Origin of the sequence: Algoriphagus aestuariicola (assembly GCF_017254835.1) — a bacterium.
GTDB lineage: Bacteria > Bacteroidota > Bacteroidia > Cytophagales > Cyclobacteriaceae > Algoriphagus > Algoriphagus aestuariicola.
This window is the reverse complement of the sequence record NZ_JAFKCW010000002.1, coordinates 383,688-403,065: the sequence shown is the minus strand read 5'-3', so window position 1 is coordinate 403,065 and position 19,378 is coordinate 383,688. Positions and strand designations below refer to the sequence as shown.

At 48.1% G+C, this 19,378-nt stretch carries 20 protein-coding genes; 7 read left to right on the top strand and 13 right to left on the bottom strand.

What is annotated here, in order from left to right; translation table 11 throughout:
* Nucleotides 1-33 precede the first annotated feature (33 nt).
* The gene (locus J0A67_RS08995) at nt 34-885 is read left to right on the top strand and encodes a hydroxymethylglutaryl-CoA lyase (RefSeq protein WP_206568979.1); all 852 of its coding nucleotides are present in this window, start codon (nt 34-36) and stop codon (nt 883-885) included.
* A gap of 4 nt (nt 886-889) precedes the next feature.
* Here J0A67_RS08995 and dprA read toward each other — a convergent pair whose 3' ends face one another.
* From dprA to J0A67_RS08950, 9 genes are all read right to left on the bottom strand, one after another.
* Nucleotides 890-2,017 (bottom strand): DNA-processing protein DprA, encoded by a 1,128-nt coding sequence (dprA, locus tag J0A67_RS08990; RefSeq protein ID WP_206568978.1) that lies wholly within the window; start codon nt 2,015-2,017, stop codon nt 890-892.
* A complete protein-coding gene (locus tag J0A67_RS08985) occupies nt 1,989-2,342 on the bottom strand; it encodes a MerR family transcriptional regulator (RefSeq protein ID WP_206568977.1) in 354 nt (117 codons plus the stop codon). The genes dprA and J0A67_RS08985 overlap by 29 nt, the downstream gene beginning before the upstream one ends.
* A 135-nt stretch (nt 2,343-2,477) precedes the next feature.
* Complete coding sequence (locus J0A67_RS08980) at nt 2,478-3,182, bottom strand: 16S rRNA (uracil(1498)-N(3))-methyltransferase (RefSeq protein ID WP_206568976.1); 705 nt, start codon at nt 3,180-3,182, stop codon at nt 2,478-2,480.
* A gap of 81 nt (nt 3,183-3,263) precedes the next feature.
* Nucleotides 3,264-5,039, bottom strand: a complete 1,776-nt coding sequence (locus tag J0A67_RS08975) for a DEAD/DEAH box helicase (protein ID WP_206568975.1) — start codon at nt 5,037-5,039, stop codon at nt 3,264-3,266.
* 331 nt (nt 5,040-5,370) lie between these two features.
* Nucleotides 5,371-6,162 (bottom strand): queuosine precursor transporter, encoded by a 792-nt coding sequence (locus tag J0A67_RS08970; RefSeq protein ID WP_206568974.1) that lies wholly within the window; start codon nt 6,160-6,162, stop codon nt 5,371-5,373.
* The gene (locus tag J0A67_RS08965; protein WP_206568973.1) at nt 6,155-7,087 is read right to left on the bottom strand and encodes a ribonuclease Z; all 933 of its coding nucleotides are present in this window, start codon (nt 7,085-7,087) and stop codon (nt 6,155-6,157) included. Before J0A67_RS08965 ends, J0A67_RS08970 begins: the two co-directional genes overlap by 8 nt.
* Nucleotides 7,084-7,461, bottom strand: a complete 378-nt coding sequence (locus tag J0A67_RS08960; protein WP_206568972.1) for an STAS domain-containing protein — start codon at nt 7,459-7,461, stop codon at nt 7,084-7,086. The genes J0A67_RS08965 and J0A67_RS08960 overlap by 4 nt, the downstream gene beginning before the upstream one ends.
* Before the next feature lie 102 nt (nt 7,462-7,563).
* Complete coding sequence (locus J0A67_RS08955; protein WP_206568971.1) at nt 7,564-8,505, bottom strand: phosphoribosylaminoimidazolesuccinocarboxamide synthase; 942 nt, start codon at nt 8,503-8,505, stop codon at nt 7,564-7,566.
* A gap of 58 nt (nt 8,506-8,563) precedes the next feature.
* Nucleotides 8,564-9,631 (bottom strand): toxin-antitoxin system YwqK family antitoxin, encoded by a 1,068-nt coding sequence (locus J0A67_RS08950; protein WP_206568970.1) that lies wholly within the window; start codon nt 9,629-9,631, stop codon nt 8,564-8,566.
* A gap of 194 nt (nt 9,632-9,825) precedes the next feature.
* On the opposite strand from J0A67_RS08950, the gene J0A67_RS08945 reads away from it, so the two are divergent.
* Nucleotides 9,826-10,836 (top strand): FAD:protein FMN transferase, encoded by a 1,011-nt coding sequence (locus J0A67_RS08945; protein ID WP_206568969.1) that lies wholly within the window; start codon nt 9,826-9,828, stop codon nt 10,834-10,836.
* Between the two features lie 95 nt (nt 10,837-10,931).
* On the opposite strand, the gene J0A67_RS08940 is transcribed toward J0A67_RS08945, so the two are convergent.
* From J0A67_RS08940 to J0A67_RS08925, 4 genes are all read right to left on the bottom strand, one after another.
* Nucleotides 10,932-12,113, bottom strand: a complete 1,182-nt coding sequence (locus J0A67_RS08940; protein WP_206568968.1) for an acetyl-CoA C-acyltransferase — start codon at nt 12,111-12,113, stop codon at nt 10,932-10,934.
* Between the two features lie 70 nt (nt 12,114-12,183).
* On the bottom strand, nt 12,184-12,792 hold the full coding sequence (locus J0A67_RS08935) for a hypothetical protein (RefSeq protein ID WP_206568967.1): 609 nt from the start codon (nt 12,790-12,792) through the stop codon (nt 12,184-12,186).
* On the bottom strand, nt 12,782-13,426 hold the full coding sequence (locus J0A67_RS08930; RefSeq protein WP_206568966.1) for a tetratricopeptide repeat protein: 645 nt from the start codon (nt 13,424-13,426) through the stop codon (nt 12,782-12,784). The genes J0A67_RS08935 and J0A67_RS08930 overlap by 11 nt, the downstream gene beginning before the upstream one ends.
* Nucleotides 13,426-14,391, bottom strand: coding sequence for a VWA domain-containing protein (locus tag J0A67_RS08925; RefSeq protein WP_206568965.1), 966 nt, complete (start codon nt 14,389-14,391; stop codon nt 13,426-13,428). The genes J0A67_RS08930 and J0A67_RS08925 overlap by 1 nt, the downstream gene beginning before the upstream one ends.
* Nucleotides 14,392-14,533: 142 nt before the next feature.
* On the opposite strand from J0A67_RS08925, the gene J0A67_RS08920 reads away from it, so the two are divergent.
* The 5 genes from J0A67_RS08920 to J0A67_RS08900 all read left to right on the top strand — a co-directional run bounded on the left by J0A67_RS08920 (nt 14,534) and on the right by J0A67_RS08900 (nt 19,353).
* Nucleotides 14,534-16,924 (top strand): TonB-dependent receptor, encoded by a 2,391-nt coding sequence (locus J0A67_RS08920; RefSeq protein ID WP_206568964.1) that lies wholly within the window; start codon nt 14,534-14,536, stop codon nt 16,922-16,924.
* Nucleotides 16,924-17,760, top strand: coding sequence for a DUF4249 domain-containing protein (locus tag J0A67_RS08915; RefSeq protein ID WP_206568963.1), 837 nt, complete (start codon nt 16,924-16,926; stop codon nt 17,758-17,760). The genes J0A67_RS08920 and J0A67_RS08915 overlap by 1 nt, the downstream gene beginning before the upstream one ends.
* 76 nt (nt 17,761-17,836) lie before the next feature.
* Nucleotides 17,837-18,175, top strand: coding sequence for an ArsR/SmtB family transcription factor (locus tag J0A67_RS08910; RefSeq protein ID WP_206568962.1), 339 nt, complete (start codon nt 17,837-17,839; stop codon nt 18,173-18,175).
* Nucleotides 18,176-18,238: 63 nt separating this feature from the next.
* On the top strand, nt 18,239-18,712 hold the full coding sequence (locus J0A67_RS08905; RefSeq protein ID WP_206568961.1) for a DUF6428 family protein: 474 nt from the start codon (nt 18,239-18,241) through the stop codon (nt 18,710-18,712).
* A 17-nt stretch (nt 18,713-18,729) separates the two neighbouring features.
* Complete coding sequence (locus J0A67_RS08900; protein WP_206568960.1) at nt 18,730-19,353, top strand: low molecular weight phosphatase family protein; 624 nt, start codon at nt 18,730-18,732, stop codon at nt 19,351-19,353.
* Nucleotides 19,354-19,378 lie beyond the last annotated feature (25 nt).

Here is a 19,378-nt window from a genome sequence, read left to right as displayed (position 1 = left end):
GCTTTTAGTTTCAAAATCTCACTATCTTCGGCCATGATCAAGCTAATAGAATGCCCTCGCGACGCTATGCAGGGGATATCCGGATTTATCGACACGGCGATCAAGGCTGCCTATATCAACCAGCTTTTGGAGGTTGGTTTTCATACGGTAGACTTTGGAAGTTTTGTCAGTCCTAAGGCGGTTCCGCAGATGCGGGACACTGCCGAGGTACTGGAACTACTTGATTTGCACGATGCCAAATCCAAGCTTTTGGCCATCGTTGCCAATGTAAGAGGAGCCGAGGATGCGTTGCACTTTCCCGAGATCGACTACCTGGGTTTTCCGCTTTCCGTTTCGGAGACTTTTCAGCAGCGCAACACCCACGCCTCAATCCAAGATGCATTGGAGACTGTCGAGACCATCCAAAATCTCTGCGAAACCAAGGGCAAAAAGCAGGTCGTCTACCTCAGCATGGGCTTTGGAAATCCATATGGAGATCCGTACTCGCCCGAATTGGTGGCGGAGTTTGTCGAGAAACTGGCTGAGCTGGAGATAGAGACGATATCGCTGTCCGATACGATTGGCGTGGCCAGTCCCGAGTTGATCACCCAACTTTTTGAAGTGCAAAGTCAGGCGTTTCCCCAGATTGAATTTGGTGCGCATCTGCATAGTCGCCCAGAGGGTATTTCGGAGAAAGTCTTGGCGGCGCTGAAAGGCGGATGCCAGCGTTTTGATGGGGCATTGAACGGGTATGGAGGCTGTCCAATGGCAAAAGATGAGCTCGTTGGCAACCTAGCGACAGAAGTATTGATAGAAGCACTCGAAGGTGAAGGCTATGACTTGAATCTAGAGAAGACGGAGTTGGCAGAGGCGATGAAGCTGACGGGATTTGTATTTAATCCCTGATTCTTTACACCAAAAGCTTAAACTTCTTTCCCGGCAGTGATTTTACTATCCCTTCAAATTCAAGCGAGAGAAGTTTGGAAGAGAGCATACCCAAGGGAATGTCCGTTTGGTAACTGATCTGGTCGATCTCGGATTCTCCTTTTTCCAGAAGAAGTCTCAGAATAGATAATTCTTCCTCGTCTCGACCTCCAAGTTCAAGACTTGGTTTTTTTATGGCTTCTTCTCCTGGCTTTGTCCAATAAAGGGCCTCTGCAACATCGTTCGGTCCGGTATAAATTCCGGCTTTCATCTTACGAATCAGCTGATTGCAGCCTTCGGAAAATGGAGACTGAAGATTTCCTGGGACAGCAAATACGTCTTTGTCGTAGCTATAGGCAATCTCCGCCGTGATCAAGGCGCCACCTTTTTCAGCAGCTTCCACGACGATCAAAGCATCCGAAATTCCTGCGATAATGCGGTTCCTTGCAGGGAAATTGCCCGGTACCATCGTGCTTCCAGGCGCATACTCGCTCATTAGGATTCCCGTTTCTTGGAGCTGTTCTGCCGTTTTACGATGTGCTGCTGGATAAATCTGCGACAGTGGAGAGCCCATCACTGCCATTGTAGGCAATCCAACCTGCAATGCCGCTCGATGTGCTTCAATGTCTATCCCATAGGCTAAGCCTGAAATAATCATCGGTCGATAGGGCAGGAGATCTTCCACGATTTTTCGGGTGATGGACTTGCCGTAGGCAGTGGCAGATCTGGTTCCTACGATTCCCACGCTTCGATCCATGTTCAAGTCTCCCTTTCCTTGGACAAAAAGGACGACCGGCCCATCCTCCAAGGCTTTTAGTCTTTGGGGAAAGTGCGGATCGGTTGACGTCAAGATGCGAAACCCTTTCTTTTCACAAAGTGAAATCAGGTCATCCGCCTTGCGCAACAGGGATTCAGATTGTTTTTGGATTTCGAGCAGCTTTTCTCCAACCCTCGGGATTTTCGAAGCTTTTGCCTTGTTCAGGTCAAAAAATGCTTTTGCCGAGCCGCTGTAGGCCAAGATAGCTTTGAACACACCAGGCCCAACTTTGGGAGCTTGGGAGAGAGCGAGCTGGTAGCGTAGGTTTTCAGGATCCGTGGCGGGCTTTGAGTTCATCCTTCAGATTGATTAAAAAGTCTTTGATTTCCTGAAGTTTTTGAACGGCCGCCACTTTGTCAAAACCCTGGTTTTTGCCGGAAGCGATTACCTCCTGAGCACCTTGGAGTGTGTAGCCCTTTTCTTTGACGAGATGGTATACGTAGCGGATCTTTTGGATGTCATCCTTGGTGTAGCGGCGATTGCCTTTCTTGTCTTTTTTAGGGCGGATGATGTCAAATTCCCCCTCCCAATAGCGGATCAGCGAAGGAGCGACCTTAAACATCTCGGCAACTTCGCCAATGGAATGGTATTTTTTCTCGATTTCTCGCTCTTTGTACGGCACAGCAGGTTAGGTTTTATTGTCAATTCCGATTTCTTCAGGAAGTAAAGGGAAAGAGAATTGGGTTAAATATCTAAGTTAAAAATTTGCTTTGTCACTTCAAGGTATACTTGAGGCATATGTGAAAAAACGTCGTGATTATCGATTTATTACCTGAAGAATCTGGACTGCCGTTAGGCCAGCTGTTTCTGTCCGGAGTCTGCTTTTTCCCAGGGATATTGGAACAAACCCATTGTCTAGTGCGGTTTGAATTTCTTTTGCATCAAAATCTCCCTCCGGACCTACCAAGATCAGGTAGCGTTTGTTGGGAAGGGCCACATCAAAAAGGTGGTTTTCGTGATCCTCATCCACGTAAGCGATGAACTTCTGATAGTCGTCAAATTCCCCGGCGTTGAAAAGCTCGCTCAGTTTGGTAGTCGCCTTGATAGTCGGTGTACGGTATTTCAGACTCTGTTTGCAGGCCGAAATCATCTTCTTCTGCAAGCGGTCTGTTTTTAAAAAGCTTCTTTCGGAGTTTATGGTTTCCAAAAGTGTCAATTCATGAAAACCGATCTCGGAGATTTTTTCCACCATCCACTCCATTCGATCGGGGCTTTTCGTAGGCGCAATGGCCAGATGGATGTAGAAGCCATCCTCTGGTACATCCTCCACAGAGAGGATATTGAGCACAGCTCTTTTTGGATTTGCTTCAGAGACTACTCCCTCGAAAACCTGACCTTTGCCATTGGTAAGCCGAATGGAATCGCCTTGTTTTTTGCGCAGCACCCTGATCAGGTGTTTGGACTCCTCTTCGTCAAGGTAAGTGAGTGGTCTCTCGATGTTTTCCTGAAAAAAAAGCTGCATGTACGTGGTGTGCGATTTGGGCACAAAAAAAGCACATTTCTTCAAGAAATGTGCCTTTAACCTAATTAACCTTTAACCAAATTAACCTTTTGAAATTTCCATATTGACGGTTTTTCCTTTGATCGTGTTGTTCTTCATTACTCGAATCACGTGTTCCGCGTCCTTGTTTGGAACATCCACGAAGGAGAAGTTGTCGAAGATGTCGATTCCGCCTATGCTTCGTCCCGGTACACCGGTTTCGCCAGCGATTGCACCCACGATATCATTTGGACGAATCCTGTCCCTGTTGCCAAGGTTCAAAAACAAGCGAGTCATATTCGCATCGCGGGTTCTCTCTTCTCTAGGGCCTCTTCTTTCACCTTCTCTGCGGTCACCGAATCGCTCTTTGCGATCACCACCTCTTTCAAAGCGATCTCCGCGTCCGAACCTACCGGCACCTCTGTCTCCACGGCCAAATCTATCACCACCGCCGAACTCCCGACCTCCGTCTCTTGAGCTTTCTCTTCTGCGATCGCCGTAGGATTCGATTCCGAAATCCTGCTCTTTCAATTCTTTCACGGTTTCACCCATGTTCATCTTGATCAAGCCCAGTGCGATCTGCTCGATGCTAAGGCCTTCAGCCAGCATTTGACCGATAGTCGCTTCAAACAGTTGGTTGTCCTCTTCGACTGCCAATACACGATACACGTCTTTCACCAGCTGCGCTTTTTTCAATTCTACCAATTCCGCCACGGATGGAGGAGTCATTTTACTGATGGTAGCCTTGGTATATCGCTCGAGATCCCTGAGTTTCATGGATTCTCTACGACCGGTGATGAAGGTGATGGCAGTACCGGACTTGCCTGCACGGCCTGTACGGCCGATTCGGTGTACGTAATATTCTTCGTCGAGAGGCAGGTCGTAGTTGAATACGGCCTCTACATTGTCAACGTCTATACCTCTGGCGGCCACGTCAGTTGCCACCAAGACAGAACAAAGTCCTTTGCGGAATTTGCCCATTACTTTGTCCCTCTGAGCTTGGGAAAGGTCCCCGTGAAGCGCCTCAGCCAAGATACCTCTAGCACCCAAAGCTTCAGTTACCTCATCGGTCATTCTCTTGGTGTTACAGAACACCACGCTCAGTGCGTAGTTGTTGATGTTCATCAATCGGGTCATCAATTCCATTTTCAAGGAAGGTTTTACTTCGTAGTAAACCTGCTCGATTTTGGAGACAGTCAGCTCATTTTTGGCGACTTTGATGATCTCTGGATTGTTCTGGTATTTTCTGGTCAAGTCCATGATAGGCTTGGCCATGGTAGCGGAGAAGAAGACAGTCTGTCTTTCTTCCGGCATTTCCTGCAAGATTGCTTCGATATCGTCCCTGAAGCCCATGTCGAGCATTTCGTCCGCCTCATCCAACACGATGATTCCAACGTTGTCCAGCTTGAGCGTACCTCTGCTCATGTGATCCTGAATACGACCTGGAGTTCCTACCACGATCTGAACGCCTTTTTTCAGGATTCTGATCTGCTTGTCGATGGATTCGCCTCCGTAGATCGCCACAGAATTGATGGCTCGGTGGTGCTTTGCAAGTTTCTGGATTTCGCCTTCCACCTGAACTGCAAGTTCGCGGGTAGGGCAAAGGATGATAGCCTGGGGCTTGTTGAAGTCAGCATCGACGAGGTCGATGATGGGAATGGCAAAAGCGGCGGTTTTACCGGTGCCGGTTTGAGCCTGACCTATTACATCGCGTCCTTCGAGAACGAAAGGAATGGCTTGTGCTTGAATTGGGGAAGGGGTAGTATAACCCATCTCTTCCACGGCCCGCAAGATTTCTCCCGAAATCCCCAGGTCTGAGAATTTTACTGTGTTTTCCATGAATGTTTTCCTTACTTTTTCTTGCCATGTTATCCTAAATCCCAGACAAGCGACAGTAAGGATTCACGGCACGAAAAATAGCTGTGTCAAAATTGACGATGCAAAAGTAGGGTTAATAATTTTGAATTCCAAACCTACTCTAAAAGTTTTTTAGAATATTCGATAGAAATCAAGCGGTTAAAACGAAATTAATTTGGTTTACATCGATTGCGTTCCTGAAATAAGAAAGATTACTTGGAGGACGTTGGAGAAAAAATGTTTGTGAAAAGAGATCTTGTTGTCCGAGGGTCTGAATTTTAATAGCATGGAATGCCCTAATCCTTTGGAGTCGCTAAAAAAATGACCGATCCTCGCTGGCATCTTTTACCATCTCCTCAGAAAGCTCCCTTCCCAAATACCGATCGATCAGTCCGTGTCCAAGGTAGAGCAAGGGGGTGAGGAGGACGGCTATGGTGAATTTGTAAATATAGTTGATGATGCCTACTGCGATGATCTGGCTCAGGCTCCAGTTGCCAAAAACGTAGAAGGCTATGCCCAAGACGACAAAGGAATCGATGAATTGGGATACCAAGGTAGAGCCGGTTGCCCGTAGCCAAATCATCCGATGTCCAGTCACGGCACGGAGTTTTTGGAAGACAAACACATCCACCAGCTGACCCAGCAGGAAGGCTGTGAGGGAGCCGATGATGATCCCCAGTCCCTGCCTGAAAATTGTGTTGAAGGCATAGTCGATGTTAAAACTTTGGCCCGATGGAGTCTGGCCATTCACCTCAATCCAGAAGTCTGCAGGCACCAAGACTGTGACTACGCTAATCACCAAAAAGACATAGGCAATCAGTCCCGCCGTAATAAAGCTGATTTTGCGGACTCCTTTTTTGCCAAAATATTCATTGATGATATCGGTCGTGATGAAGACCACCGGCCAGATCACCACGCCGGCTGTGAGGTTAAAGTCCAGTACATATTCGCCAAAAAAAGTCCAGTTCACCGGATCGAATCCCAAGGTCTTTTCGGCTGAGAAAATCTTGACACCGATGATTTCGGCGAGAACGGCATTGGTGAGGAAGATGGCGCTTAGGAGGACGAAGAGGTTGGTCTTGCGGCTCTGTTGGACTTCATTCATTTGGCGGTAAGATTGTGTAGGTTGCACCTTCCTCGCTCAACTCAGAATCGGCAAAAACAGCCCTAGCTTCCCAAAGCATGGCTTGCAAATCAACATATCTTGAGGAAAAGTGACCTAAGATAAGAGATTTTGCCTTGATTAATTTGGCCAATTCGGCAGCCTGTCTTGCCGTGCTGTGAAAGGTGAGCGTTGCTCTGGCAGCTTCGTCCTCCATAAATGTGGACTCATGATAAAGAAGGGTAGGCTGGTCAAGGTATTGCGCGAGTCGCGGTTCGTAGCGCGTATCCGAGCAGAAAGCATAGCTTCTGAGCGGAGGTAGCGGGCAGGTGTACTCTTCCATCCGGTAAACAGCACCACTGGCGTCGACGAAATCTTTACCATGCCTTAGGCTTTGGATAGCCGCCAAGGGGATTTTTCGTTCCTGGAGTTTTTCTTTGATCAGGCTTCTTAGTCCTTCCTTTTCCCGGATCAAAAAACCGGTGGTCGGAAGTCGGTGGGTAAGGGGAAAGCTGTGGACGGTGAACTGGGGATGTTCCAGCAGGAGGTGGAGTCCGTCTGCTCTTGTCTCTATGAAACTAAGCGGGTACGTAAGTCGGGTGTTGCTCCACTTAAACTGCGTAGTAATAATCTCATCCAATCCCCTCGGTCCATAGATCGTCAGTGGCTTGGTTCTTTTTGAGAGGTTGTAGCTAGACAATATTCCCATCAAGCCCAAATAATGATCTCCGTGGAGATGGGAAATGAAAATGTAGGAAATACTGGATGATTTGACCCTGAATTTCCGCATTTGGATCTGGGTACCTTCTCCGCAGTCCAGCAATAAACACGTTTGCCCAAATCTTACGACTTGGGCAGTGTGATTTCGTCCATGTACAGGGATGGAGGAGGTATTTCCTAAAATCGTGATTTGGAAATCGGGAATCAAACCACTTCTTCGTCTTCGCCTCCCTCGATCTCGTGCATGAAGATCGCTTCTCCGGCTTCTTCCAGTGTGCTCACCAGGTTCAGCTTTTTGTCCAACATGGAGATCTTCAGTAGCTTCATGACATGGTCCTGAACTCCGGAGATGATGAATATTCCGCCGTTTCGGCCAAATTCACGATCGCCGACCAACAGGGCGCTCAAGCCGCTGGAGTCCACATACTTTACCTGACTGAGATCCAGCACAATGTTATTGTAGCCTTCTGCATGGATGGTCAGTAGCTCTGATTTCAGTTTGGGAGCAAGTAGGGAATCTATCTTTTCTTCCAATGGAGCAAAGACTACATATTGCTCTTTTTTATCGATGGTGTATTTCATGTGTTTATGATTGTTTTTAATGGCACATGGAATCTCGCTGGGTTGGTAGTCAAATTGAATTAAGGCTTGGGCCTAGCTCGATTTCATGATATTTAGTTGGGTTTAGCGATCCAAGTGAGCGAGGATCGCTTGTTCTATTCTGTTTTCGATGTTTTCGGTTTCGGCTTTGACGAAGTTTTCCCCGGTGATTTTTTCGAAGAGCTCAATATAGCGATCCGAGATGCTTTCTACAATTTCGTCAGTCATTTCAGGTATTGTTTGGCCATCTTTTCCCTGAAAACCGTTGGAAATCAGCCACTGACGGACGAATTCCTTGGAGAGCTGTTTTTGCGGGAGCCCCTGTTTTTGGTTTTCCTCATAGCCATCAGCGTAGAAGTACCTGGAGGAATCAGGCGTATGGATCTCGTCGATCAGGAGGATTTCGTCACCAAACTTGCCGAATTCATACTTCGTGTCCACCAAGATAAGGCCTTTTTCTTTCGCCATTTCCTGGCCTCTTTGGAAGAGCGCTCGCGTGTATTTTTCCAATACGGTGTAATCAGCTTCGCTTACTATTCCCTTTGCGAGAATGTCGGCTCTGGATATGTCCTCATCATGTCCTTGGGAGGCCTTCGTGGTGGGAGTAATGATTGGCTCAGGAAGCTTGTCGTTTTCCTTCAGCCCTTCTGGCAAAGCCACACCGCAGAGTGTCCGTTTACCGGCTTTGTACTCGCGGGCCGCATGACCGGCAAGGTAACCTCTTATGACCATTTCCACTTTGAAAGGCTCGCAGCGCTTGCCAATCGTGACGCTTGGATCAGGTGTCGCCGTCACCCAATTGGGGACGATGTCAGAGGTGGCCTTGAGAAAGCCTGCCGCAATTTGGTTGAGCACTTGGCCCTTGAAAGGAATCGGGCGAGGGAGGACTACGTCAAAAGCTGAGATTCTGTCGGATGCGACCACGACCAATTCTTGGTCAAACATATAGACGTCTCGTACTTTTCCCTTGTAAAAACCCACCTGTCCAGGGAAATTGAAGTGGGTCTCCTTGATGGCCTTGCTCATTTGAAAATTGTTTCGGCAAAAATAGAAAAAGGTATTTCCACTGCCTTAGACTTGGGTTTTATTTATCGATTTTATTTCCGTTTTCCCAAAATTCGGTGGCGACGACCTCGCCAGACTTGTTGTAAAATTTCCGCAAACCGTTCAGTCTTCCTTTGGTATAATTCTTGGTTTCCAGCAAATTGCCATCCTCGTCGTAGATTTTTACTTCACCCTCTTCAAGTTCGTCGACAAATCGGACGGTACTCGCGTTTTTTTCGTTGGAGTGGAAGTTTTCCTCGAGGATTTTTTGGCCTCGTTCGTTGTAGGAAGTGCGCTGTCTGGTCTTTCCGTTGGGATGGAAGTAGGTGATGGGGCTATTTGGGAGGCCTTTTCGGTAATTGGCCTTCATCCTCACCGTACCATCTGCATAGTATTCGGTTATTTCTCCCTCAGGAAGTCCGTTTTTGTATGTCCCCCGCCGCTCTGGGCTCCCATCTGGATAGTTGAGTTCGTAAGCTCCATGGAGTTCTCCGTTGCGAAATTCCCTTTTCGCTCTGACGGACCCGTCGGGGAAATACTGGATTTCCAACCCATCTACCACTCCCCTGGTGTAAAATGCGCTGAAGACCAACTGCCCATTTTCATCATATTCTTCATAGGGTCCGTTATATTGGCCGGCGGAAAATGAAATTTTTGTTTTTGGCTGTCCGTTTTCGTAGAAGGCCTCAGACAATCCCTCCGGTTTGTTGTTTTTGAAGTTAGTCTGGTCGCGGATAGAACCATCCTCGTAGTAGGAGGTGATTTTTCCCTCCAGCTGGTTGTTGACAAAAAAGGATTCCTGGCTTACCGCACCGCTGGAAAAAAAGCTCATCGCTTTGCCTTCACGAAGGTTGTCTCTAAATGGTACGATTCGGAGCGTGTCGCCCGTGTCAGGATCCAAATCGTAGAAATTGCCGTTTTTCTGGTCGTTTTTAAGATTTCCGATCAGGATCAGCTTGCCGGTGGGGTCGAAGAGGCGGACTTCTCCCTCGGCCTTCCCGTTGATCTTGGTCAAAATCTCTTTGATATGGAGTGAATCTTCGTCATAGTAGGTTCGGATGGTGTCCTGACCTAGGGCTATTGTTCCAGATGATAGGAGGACAACCAAGATTGAGAGGAAACATTTTGCGGAAAATCGTGTCATTCGCTTGCGGAAACTGAAGTCGGGTAAAGGTTTGCCTTCGCTTCGGAGGTGATACTTTCCGGAAATTTACGCGGAAGGGATTCAATTTGACTACTTTTGGACAAAATTTCCAGTTTTGCCAGAAGTCAGCCTTGCCTCCTTTTCCCAATTCCTAAATTATGAGACTTCCCTTGATTTGCATACTAACTATTTTGATGGCCTTAACTTCCTGTGCCGAAAAGGAAAGAATTTACAAAACCTACGAGGGTGAAATTTTCGGCACCTACTACCGTATCCAAGTTGAGAACCTTGGCAAAGACCTACAGCCAGAGTTTGACTCGGTGTTTGCCGCGATCAACGCTGCTTCTAATTCTTATGTACAGGAGTCGGAGGTTTCAGCCTTCAATCGCGAGGGGAAGTTGCTCAATCCCTCCGCCACTTTCAGGGAAATGATGGATTCAGCGGCAAAATACAATCGAATTTCGGAAGGTTTTTTTGAGCCGACTCTTTTTCCGCTGATCAAATCTTGGGGTTTTTCTTTTGAGAAAAGAGAGGAAATGGACTCGGCTAGAGTGTCTGAACAATTGGGCTTGATTGGTTTTGACCAAATGATTCAAGTGACCGATTCGGGCTATTTTGCCGCCAAGCCGGGTGTCATGTTGGATATCACCGGACTTGGTGAGGGCTATGCCATTGACGAATTGGTCACCGTGGTGGAGAAAAACGGCATCGCTAACTATATGGTTGAAATCGGCGGAGAAATGAAGGCTAAAGGGCTAAATTCGCGAAATACCCGGTGGACCATAGGGATCGAAGACCCCGTACAGGCTGAGCTGGGGGTGATGAGCTCCATGCTGACCAAGGTCGAGCTGGACAACCGATCAATCAGTAGCTCGGGTAACTATCGCAAATTTTACGTCGACGAAGCTGGAAACAGAAGACCTCACATCATAGACCCGAAAACCGGCTATCCTGTAAGCCACAGCATGGTCTCCGTTTCGGTACTCGCCCCGTCAGCCACCCAGGCTGATGCCTTGGCCACGGCATTTATGGGCATGGGTCCGGAGAGAGCCAAAGCCTTAGCCGAAAGTATCCCCGGAGTTGAAGCTATGTTCGTGATGGGTGGGAAAGAAAAGCTGGAGATGGAGTTTACAAGTGGATTTCCGAAGCCTGTAAGTAGTGAGCAGTAGGCAGTCTCAGCATTTTGCCAAATCTTTTATCTAGGGGGAAGGTTGGAACGATCGTGTAGGCCAATTTCTGCCTTCTGATTTCAGCTTTCTGATTTTTACAACTTCTCAATCACTATAGCTGATGCGCCGCCTCCGCCATTGCAGATGCCGGCCACGCCGATGTCTCCGGATTTTTGGTGAAGGACCGAGTTGAGCGTGGTGATGATCCGTGCACCGGAAGCTCCCAGGGGGTGGCCAAGTGCGACGGCTCCGCCGAATATGTTGAGGCGATCATTGTCTAGGCTTAGTTCGCGCTGGTTGGCGAGGGCAACGGCTGCGAAAGCCTCATTAATTTCGTAATAGGAAACCTCGTCCGAAGCTACTCCTGCGTGTTTCAGAGCTTTTGGAATGGCTAGGGCTGGAGCGGTGGTAAACCACAGCGGGTCGGTCGCTGCGTCCGCAAATCCAAGTATTTTAGCCACGGGTTTGAGGCCCAATTCCTCAGCCTTTTCCTTACTTACTAAGACCAAGGCGGAAGCGCCGTCATTCATCGTAGAGGCATTGGCAGCGGTGACTGTGCCATTTTTGTCGAAGACAGGTTTGAGCGATGGTATCTTTTCAAAGACGACGTTTCTGAATTCCTCGTCTTCTTCGATCAGAATGGTTTCGCCTTTTCTTCCGATCATCTCCACTGGGACGATTTCGTCTTTGAACATTCCCTTTTCCCAAGCTTCGGCAGATCTCTTGTAGGACTGGATAGCATAGGCATCCTGTTCTTCTCGGCTAATATTTAATTCCTTGGCGGTATTCTCGGCACAGTTGCCCATCGGGAACTTATAATAGACCTCAAAAAGTCCATCCTTTACCAGTCCATCGGTCAGCTCTGCATTTCCGTATTTGTAGCCAAAACGCGCCTTTGGAACGTAGTAAGGGACATTGGACATGCTTTCCATCCCGCCCGCCACGACCAAGCCATTGATGCCGAGCATGACAGATTGGGCGGCGAGCATCACGGCCTTCATTCCGGAGGCGCATACCTTGTTGATGGTGGTGCAGGGAACCTGATAGCCGATTCCGGCGCCTATTGCCGCCTGTCTGGCGGGTGCCTGACCTAGATTGGCTGAGATGACATTGCCCATGAAGACTTCGTTTACCGCTTCGGGAGATACTCCAGACTTGGCAAGTGCGCCCTTTATTGCGATGCTTCCGAGCTCGATTGCGCTCAGTCCTGCAAGTTTTCCTCCAAAACTCCCGATGGGAGTCCGTACTGCTGAGACGATATAGACTTCTTTGTTCATGGATATTTGGGTTTAATTTAAAAGGGACAGAAGAAAGAAGACAGAAGTACTCTTCGGTCTTCCGAATTTTTTACCAATCCGGCAGTCCTCGTTTGGGTCTTTGGGTAGGCTTCTTCTTGTTGTCTTGGATATAGCGGAGCTCGGCGGCATTCAGGGACTCGAGAATCTGCGCTGCTTGTTCTGGCGTGAGGTTCATGCCTTTGAGCTTTTCCCGCGTTTCCTCTAGTTTTTTGGCTCGGTCTGCGAGATTGGCGTCCATTTGGTCGTTTGCGTTTTCGCCGGCTTCCTCACTTTGTTGGGATGGGTTTTCGCCTTCTTGCCCTTCTTTGGCTTTGTCTTCCTCGGTTTGTTCTCCGTCTTTTTGCTGGGAGTCGCTTTCTCCCTCTTCGCCTTGGCTATCTTGGCTTTGGTTCTGCTGGTTTTGCTGTTGCTGATCCTGCTGGTTTTGTTGTTGCTCGTCTTCCTGTTCCTTTTCCAGCTTCTCTTTCAAAGCCTGGAGTTTGGCGTCGTTTGGATATTTGCCCAAGCCGTCGTTAACTTCTTTGAGTGCGTTTTCCTTTTCTGTTTTGACGTAAGAGCGAGCCGCTCGGTTGAAGTAATCGCCTGCGGTTTGGGCCATACTTTTCTCAGCGAAAAAGAAAAGAAAACCCACAATAAAGAATGCTAGTTTAGTTTTCATCGATCTCCACTACCTCCTGAAGTGTGCTCATAAAATCTTGATATGCCGCCACAGTTGAGTCCTGTGCCATGGCGTCTTGCATTACCTGTAACGCATCGCCGAAGAGGAATTGTTCCACCAGGCGGTCTGCCTCGGCTTTTTTGCGCTTGGCAAAATCCGATGGTTCCGGCTTATTCTGTTCTTGGTTTTTGCGTTCCTCGTCGCGCTGCATCCAGCGGGCAAGTAGCTCGTAGTTATATCTGGCCGTTTCGTTGGTGGGATCTTTGATCAGCGCAGATTGGAATTTGCTAAGCGCCGCTTCATACTCTTTTTTGTTTCCCGTGATTACCCCGCTCTGGTTGAAGGCAAAGGAGGCCAGCATAGTATTCGGGCTTTGCGTAGCTTGGTCGTAGTGGGTGAGGGCCTCGTCCGGTTTTTCAGAAAATTGATGGCTCAAACCTAGATCAAAACTCAAGGCGGGGGAACTGTATTCAAACTCATTGGCCAAAACCAAGTGATCGGCGACGGATTTCTCGTAGTTCGCTGTGGAATAGCTCTCTTCCGCTGTGGTGATGGCATTGTTTAAGCGAGTCACCCGGGTCCAGGAACTCGGGATAATGAGTAGGGCAGCGATGATCAGTTTGCTCGAGTTCATCAGATTTTAATCGTTTTGATGGGCAAGATCATATCCAAAAGCGCCAGTCCCAAAGCTGCCAATAGGAAGTAGAAGTACTTGTTGGAGCTGGCTTCGACCATGCGGGTATTGGCTACTCCGCCTTCCAGTCGGTCCAGGGCCGACACAAGATCTCCAATCTGCTGTGCTTCCTCTGAAATCTCGAAATACTCTCCGGATGTCTCCGAGGAGGCCATGCGGAGCGACTGGGACTCAAGTTTAGAAATCGCCGGCTCGCCTGTTGCTGGATCGATGACGACGCCATTTCCTCGGGGGATTTGGCTTCCTTTTTCCGTGCCAATGCCGAGAGAAAAGACTTTGATGTTGTTTTCTGCAAGTTCGGAAACGGTGTTTTCCAAGTCATCCCCAAAGTTTTCGCCGTCTGAGATCAAAATCACGGATTTCGCTTTTATTTCCTGGCTTTCATCTTTCATAAATCGATCCATGGCCATCTTGAGCGGTGCGGTGAGGTCGGTGCCGGCATTGGGCACCAATCCTGTGTTTAATCCATCGATATACAGCTGGATGACGGCTTGGTCAAAGGTCAGCGGACACTGCATAAATGCCTCCGAGCTGAAGATGATCAGTCCGATGCGGTCGGAGGGAAAGCTCTTGATAAGGTTTTTCAGCTCAAACTTGATGCGCTGGAGGCGGCTGGGGCCGATATCGGTCGCATTCATGGATTGGGAAAGATCCACTGCAATGAAAATGTCCTTGCCTTCTTCCTTGACTTCCTTGAAAGAATTGCCGATAGATGGTCCGGCAAATGCGATCAAAAACAGGACAAAATAAGCGGAGCGAATGATCAGCTTCGTAAACAGCCTCTGCTTCTCGACTTTCAGCCTGCGATTGATTGCCCAGAATCTAGTCAGGTAAAGGAGGTAAAGCAGGACGAAGACGCCCGTCAGCAAAAGGGTAAGTCTAAGGTCAGGATAAGCCCAAATCATGGCCTGAAATTAGGAAAATAACCTAACTTTGAAAGCCGGGTTTCGGGGAGAGATCTGATGATGGGGAAACTTTTGGCAGAATTAACAAACATTAATTTCTGGTGGCCGTTGGTCAAGCGTATTCCTTCCAAAAGTTTCCTTCATGCCCTTTTTTAGAGTTCTGACCCTGTTTTTTTTGGCAAGCTTTGGTTTTCAGGCCTTTTCGCAGCAGCAGAGATCGATCGTGGGGGAGGTGCTGGACGTTTCCAACTCGGAGCCTTTGGTGGGAGCCAATGTCTATTGGGAAGGAAAAAGCAGTTCGGGAGTAGTGTCTGATATCAATGGAAAATTCCAGCTGGCGGTCTCCGAATTGCCCTTTCGGCTTGTGATTTCCTATGTAGGATATGAACAATCCATTCGGATCATCAACGAAAAGGAGGCTGAAAAGCCCATCCGCTTTTTCCTCAAACCAGAGGAAATGTCGCTGGATGAAATCATTATTCAGGAGCGCCGTCCCGACGAGCAAGTAAAAAATATGGAGATGGGCAAGGCGACTGTGCCGATCGAGACAATTAAAAATATCCCTGCGCTCTTTGGAGAAGTGGACTTGCTGAGAAGCTTGCAGTTGCTGCCCGGTGTCAAGTCGGCGGGGGAAGGCACAACGGGGATTTTTGTAAGGGGCGGTTCGGCAGATCAAAATCTTGTACAATTGGATGGCGCTCCCGTCTACAATCCTTCCCATTTTTTTGGGATTTTTTCGGTCTTCAATCCGGATGGGCTGAAGAGTGTAGATCTCTACAAGGGGAACATGCCGGCGTCTTTTGGCGGGCGCGCTGCCTCCCTTATCGACGTTTCGCTGAGGGAGGGGAACAATGTGAAGATCCGGGGCGAAGGAGGGATCGGAAGTATTTCCTCCCGACTGACCTTGGACGGTCCGCTTTTTGGAAAAAACTCCACCTTCATCATAAGCGGAAGAAGAACCTATGCGGATCTTTTTCTCAAGCTTTCATCTGACGAAAACATCAAAAACAACAAGTTAAACTTCCATGACCTCAGCGGCAAAGTCGCTTTTGTACTCAATAATCGTGATAAGATCTCTCTATCTAGCTACGAGGGAAGTGATTTTCTGGGCCTGGATGAAGAGTTCGGTTTGGGCTGGACCAACTGGGTGAGTTCGGTGAATTGGAGTCGTGTGAATACTGAAAAGTTCTTTTTTGACTTGCAGGGATACCATTCCCGCTACAGTTATACGGTAGAATTTGACGACCCGGAGAATGGCTTCGAATGGAGCAACAAGCTTTCGGAATCCGGGTTAAAGGCATTATGGACACTTTTGCCTGGCTCTGGGACGCAGGTGAAATGGGGTGTCCATAGCCAATATTATCACTTTGCTCCAATAGACTTGGAACCCTCTCCCGAGAGTGCGATACAGCCTATCGCGACCAATCCGAAAAATGGCCTGTTGAACAACCTTTTTGCAAGTGTCGAGCAAGAGGTCTCACCAAAACTCCGCGTTGAGGCCGGTTTGAGATGGGGTCTGTTCAACCAGGTCGGGAAAGGGGTGGACTACCTCTACGAAGGAGGAAAACCAGGGCCTGAGATCGACATTACGGACTCACTGTCCTACGGCACATTGGAAAACATGCAGTTTTACCAAGGACTGGAACCCAGACTGGCCTTTCGCTATCTGATCAATGAAAGATTTTCCATCAAGACGGCCTACAATCGCAATTTCCAGTACATACAGATCGCGTCAAACAGCTCTGCCGGTCTGCCGATCGATCGGTGGGTGCTCTCTGGTCGATATGTCGAACCAGTTCGAAGCGATCAGGTTTCGCTTGGCCTATTTCACAACTTTGACCAAAACCGCTGGGAGTTTTCTGTCGAAGGATACTACAAGGATCTGGACAACGTGATCGATCTCCGCAATGGCGCCCAGGTGCTTTTTACCGACCAAGTAGAAACAGAGCTGCTCGCCGGAAAGGGTTGGGCCTACGGAGCAGAGTTTCTGCTGCGGAAAAATATCGGCAAGACCACCGGATGGCTGGCATACACTTGGTCGCGCACTTGGCGAAAGATAGACGGTGTAAGCAAAAACGAGCCCTATAATCCGAGATTTGACCGGCCAAATGACGTGACCTTGGTACTCAATCACGAGTTTTCGCCCAGCTGGTCAGCGGGGCTGACATTCGTATATACTACCGGACAGGCCGTGTCCTATCCGGTTGGCTCCTATGAGATGGACAATCAGTTCGTGCCGCTGTATTCGGAATATCGTAATCTCGACAGATTTCCAAACTATCACCGCATGGATGCCTCGGTCACCTGGAAAAATGCCGACAAGGGGCGAAAATGGCGCGGCAGTTGGAACTTCAGCATCTATAATCTGTATGGGAGAAAAAATCCCTTTGCTTACGAGTTTAGAAAGATCTACAACGATGACATCAATTTTGACACCTCGGAAGATGGAGAGATCATCTCGGCGACGCCCGGTGTTGTGATGACCTATCTTTTTACCTTTCTTCCATCGATCACCTACAATTTTCAATTTTGATGAAAAGGCTGCTAGTAATTTTGTTTTCCATCGCCCTCTGGTCTTGCCAGGAGGAAGTGGTCTTGCCTTTGGGAGAAGAGGAATCGCCCATTCCGACTATCGAGGCTTACTGGACGGACCAGCCGACCTTCAACGAGGTCAAAATTACCCTTTCAAAGGACTACTATGACTCTGCCGACGTGGAAGTCGTCAACGATGCGGAAGTTTCCATCATTAATCCCAATACTGGAAAGGTGATTCCCTTTGTCTACTTGGGCGGTGCGAATATCTACAGGCCGACAAACCCCCACGAGCGGGCTATAGTGGGGGAAACGTACCAACTCAATGTCAAGTGGCAGGGTCAGGAGTTTGTTTCTGAGGGGCTGATGCTTCAAGCACCCACGGTTGACAGCGTGACTTGGAGCTTCGAAGAAGAGCGGCTTTTTAGGGATGAAGGGTACTATATCAAGGTTTATGGCCAGATTCCCTTTGAAGAGGACAACAATTATCGTATACGGGTGATAGAAAATGATACCCTTAAAAACCAGCGTGAAGACTACTTGCTTTTTGATGATACTTTTGGTCTTGAATTTTTTGAACAGGGGCTGGAGCTGGGCTATCCCTTTGAGGAAAATGACAAGGTCAGGTTGGAGCTTTTCCGATTGAATCGGGATGCGTACGACTACCTTAATCAACTGGTAAATCTGCTTTTTAATGACGGCGGGCTGTTCAGTCCTCCTCCCCAAAACCCTGACTCCAATATCAGGGTTGTCCGGGGAGATACTGACGTGTTGGGGTATTTTGTAGTTACGCCTGTGTTGTCCCGCACGGTACTGATCCAAGCCAAATACGACTGAGTAAAAAAAATATTTTAAAAAAACCTAAAAACCGGTAAACAGAAAGTAATAATAATCGTAATATTGCAATGTAATTATGGGTGTCACGAAAACAGACTTGTTTACAAAACAGCAGAATGAACTAGCGCAAATCGCCAAGGCTTTTGCCCATCCAGCGCGGATTGCAATCCTTGAGATTTTGGTCGAATCAAAAAGCTGCATCAATGGGAATTTGGTACAGGAACTTGGTTTGGCCCAAGCCACGATCTCCCAGCATCTGCGGGAGCTCAAGGAGCTGGGACTCATCAAAGGTTCGATTGAGGGAACTTCGGTGAGCTATTGCATCAATTCCCAGAAGTGGGAGCAGGTTAGGAGTTTATTCAATGGTCTTTTTGACCAAGTAGCCGATTCCTGCGATTCTGATTCTTGTTGTTAAAAAAAATTTGAACTAATCAATCGTAATATTGCAATAAAACAAACATGTCAAAATAAATAGAATATGAAACTATCGGAAATCAAATCCCAGCTTCCTCAATTGAATGAATTGACATTCCTGTTGCCTGATGGCACATCCGTCCCAACGCATTTTCATATCACGGAAATCGGTCAGGTAAACAAGAAATTCATCGACTGCGGCGGAACGCTCCGTGACGAAAAAACCATTAGCTTCCAGCTTTGGGAAGACGGGGATTTCGACCACCGATTGGGAGCGAAGAAACTATTGGACATTATCCAGCTTTCGGAGCGAGTCTTAAACCTCGAGGATTTGGAGGTGGACGTCGAATATCAAGGCGAAACCATTGGCAAATACGGCCTGGACTTCAACGGAGTCGCTTTTGTTCTGACTACAAAGACGACCGATTGTCTGGCCAAGGAAAAGTGTGGAATCCCTTCTCAAAAACCCAAAGTTCGGCTTTCCGAGTTTAAGGCAGCAGCTTCAGGATCTTGCGCACCTAATTCAGGCTGCTGTTAATCCGTATTTTCCAGTTTATGAAAAACTCTTTTTATCCGGCGGTGGAGGAAACGATTTCCTCCCTGCCCATTCATGAGATTCCTGCTGATCGTATGTCTGCGATCGATAGCATGGTGAACTATGTTTTGGGCAAGATCAAGGCAAATGAGCAAGTCAGGCTGAATTTCATCTGTACACACAACAGTCGCCGCAGTCAGTTTTCACAGATTTGGGCTCAAACGGCAGCAGATTACCTTGGAATTGAAGTCTCCAGCTACTCCGGCGGAGTAGAGGTAACGGCGTTCAACGAGCGGGCAGTGGCTGCAATTCGTAGGGATGGATTTAAGGTTGTCCAGAAAGGGGAGGAGAATCCAGTTTACTTTGTTTTCCACGGAGAGGCATCCGAGCCAATCGTCACGTTTTCCAAAGTCTACGACGATCCAATCAATCCAAATTCTGGTTTTGCCGCGGTGATGACCTGCGATCATGCAGATAAAAATTGCCCAATTATACCGGGTGCGGAGACGAGACTTCCCCTTCGCTTTGAAGACCCCAAAACTTACGATGGAACAGACTTCGAAGAAAGAATGTACACGGAGCGTTCCCATCAGATCGGCGCAGAGGTGTTTTTGATTTTTAAGAAAGTCAAGGAGAATCTCTAAGAACCAAGATTTGATAGAATCTTGA

Coding starts and splice junctions, on each gene's coding strand:
- J0A67_RS08975 (WP_206568975.1), bottom strand. CDS start 5,039: ATGGAAAACACAGTAAAATTCTCAGACCTGGGGATTTCGGGAGAAATC.
- J0A67_RS08930 (WP_206568966.1), bottom strand. CDS start 13,426: ATGAACTCGAGCAAACTGATCATCGCTGCCCTACTCATTATCCCGAGT.
- J0A67_RS08900 (WP_206568960.1), top strand. CDS start 18,730: ATGAAAAACTCTTTTTATCCGGCGGTGGAGGAAACGATTTCCTCCCTG.
- J0A67_RS08970 (WP_206568974.1), bottom strand. CDS start 6,162: ATGAATGAAGTCCAACAGAGCCGCAAGACCAACCTCTTCGTCCTCCTA.
- J0A67_RS08910 (WP_206568962.1), top strand. CDS start 17,837: ATGGGTGTCACGAAAACAGACTTGTTTACAAAACAGCAGAATGAACTA.
- J0A67_RS08995 (WP_206568979.1), top strand. CDS start 34: ATGATCAAGCTAATAGAATGCCCTCGCGACGCTATGCAGGGGATATCC.
- J0A67_RS08940 (WP_206568968.1), bottom strand. CDS start 12,113: ATGAACAAAGAAGTCTATATCGTCTCAGCAGTACGGACTCCCATCGGG.
- J0A67_RS08945 (WP_206568969.1), top strand. CDS start 9,826: ATGAGACTTCCCTTGATTTGCATACTAACTATTTTGATGGCCTTAACT.
- J0A67_RS08915 (WP_206568963.1), top strand. CDS start 16,924: ATGAAAAGGCTGCTAGTAATTTTGTTTTCCATCGCCCTCTGGTCTTGC.
- J0A67_RS08920 (WP_206568964.1), top strand. CDS start 14,534: ATGCCCTTTTTTAGAGTTCTGACCCTGTTTTTTTTGGCAAGCTTTGGT.
- J0A67_RS08935 (WP_206568967.1), bottom strand. CDS start 12,792: ATGAAAACTAAACTAGCATTCTTTATTGTGGGTTTTCTTTTCTTTTTC.
- J0A67_RS08955 (WP_206568971.1), bottom strand. CDS start 8,505: ATGAGCAAGGCCATCAAGGAGACCCACTTCAATTTCCCTGGACAGGTG.
- dprA (WP_206568978.1), bottom strand. CDS start 2,017: ATGAACTCAAAGCCCGCCACGGATCCTGAAAACCTACGCTACCAGCTC.
- J0A67_RS08960 (WP_206568972.1), bottom strand. CDS start 7,461: ATGAAATACACCATCGATAAAAAAGAGCAATATGTAGTCTTTGCTCCA.
- J0A67_RS08905 (WP_206568961.1), top strand. CDS start 18,239: ATGAAACTATCGGAAATCAAATCCCAGCTTCCTCAATTGAATGAATTG.
- J0A67_RS08925 (WP_206568965.1), bottom strand. CDS start 14,391: ATGATTTGGGCTTATCCTGACCTTAGACTTACCCTTTTGCTGACGGGC.
- J0A67_RS08980 (WP_206568976.1), bottom strand. CDS start 3,182: ATGCAGCTTTTTTTTCAGGAAAACATCGAGAGACCACTCACTTACCTT.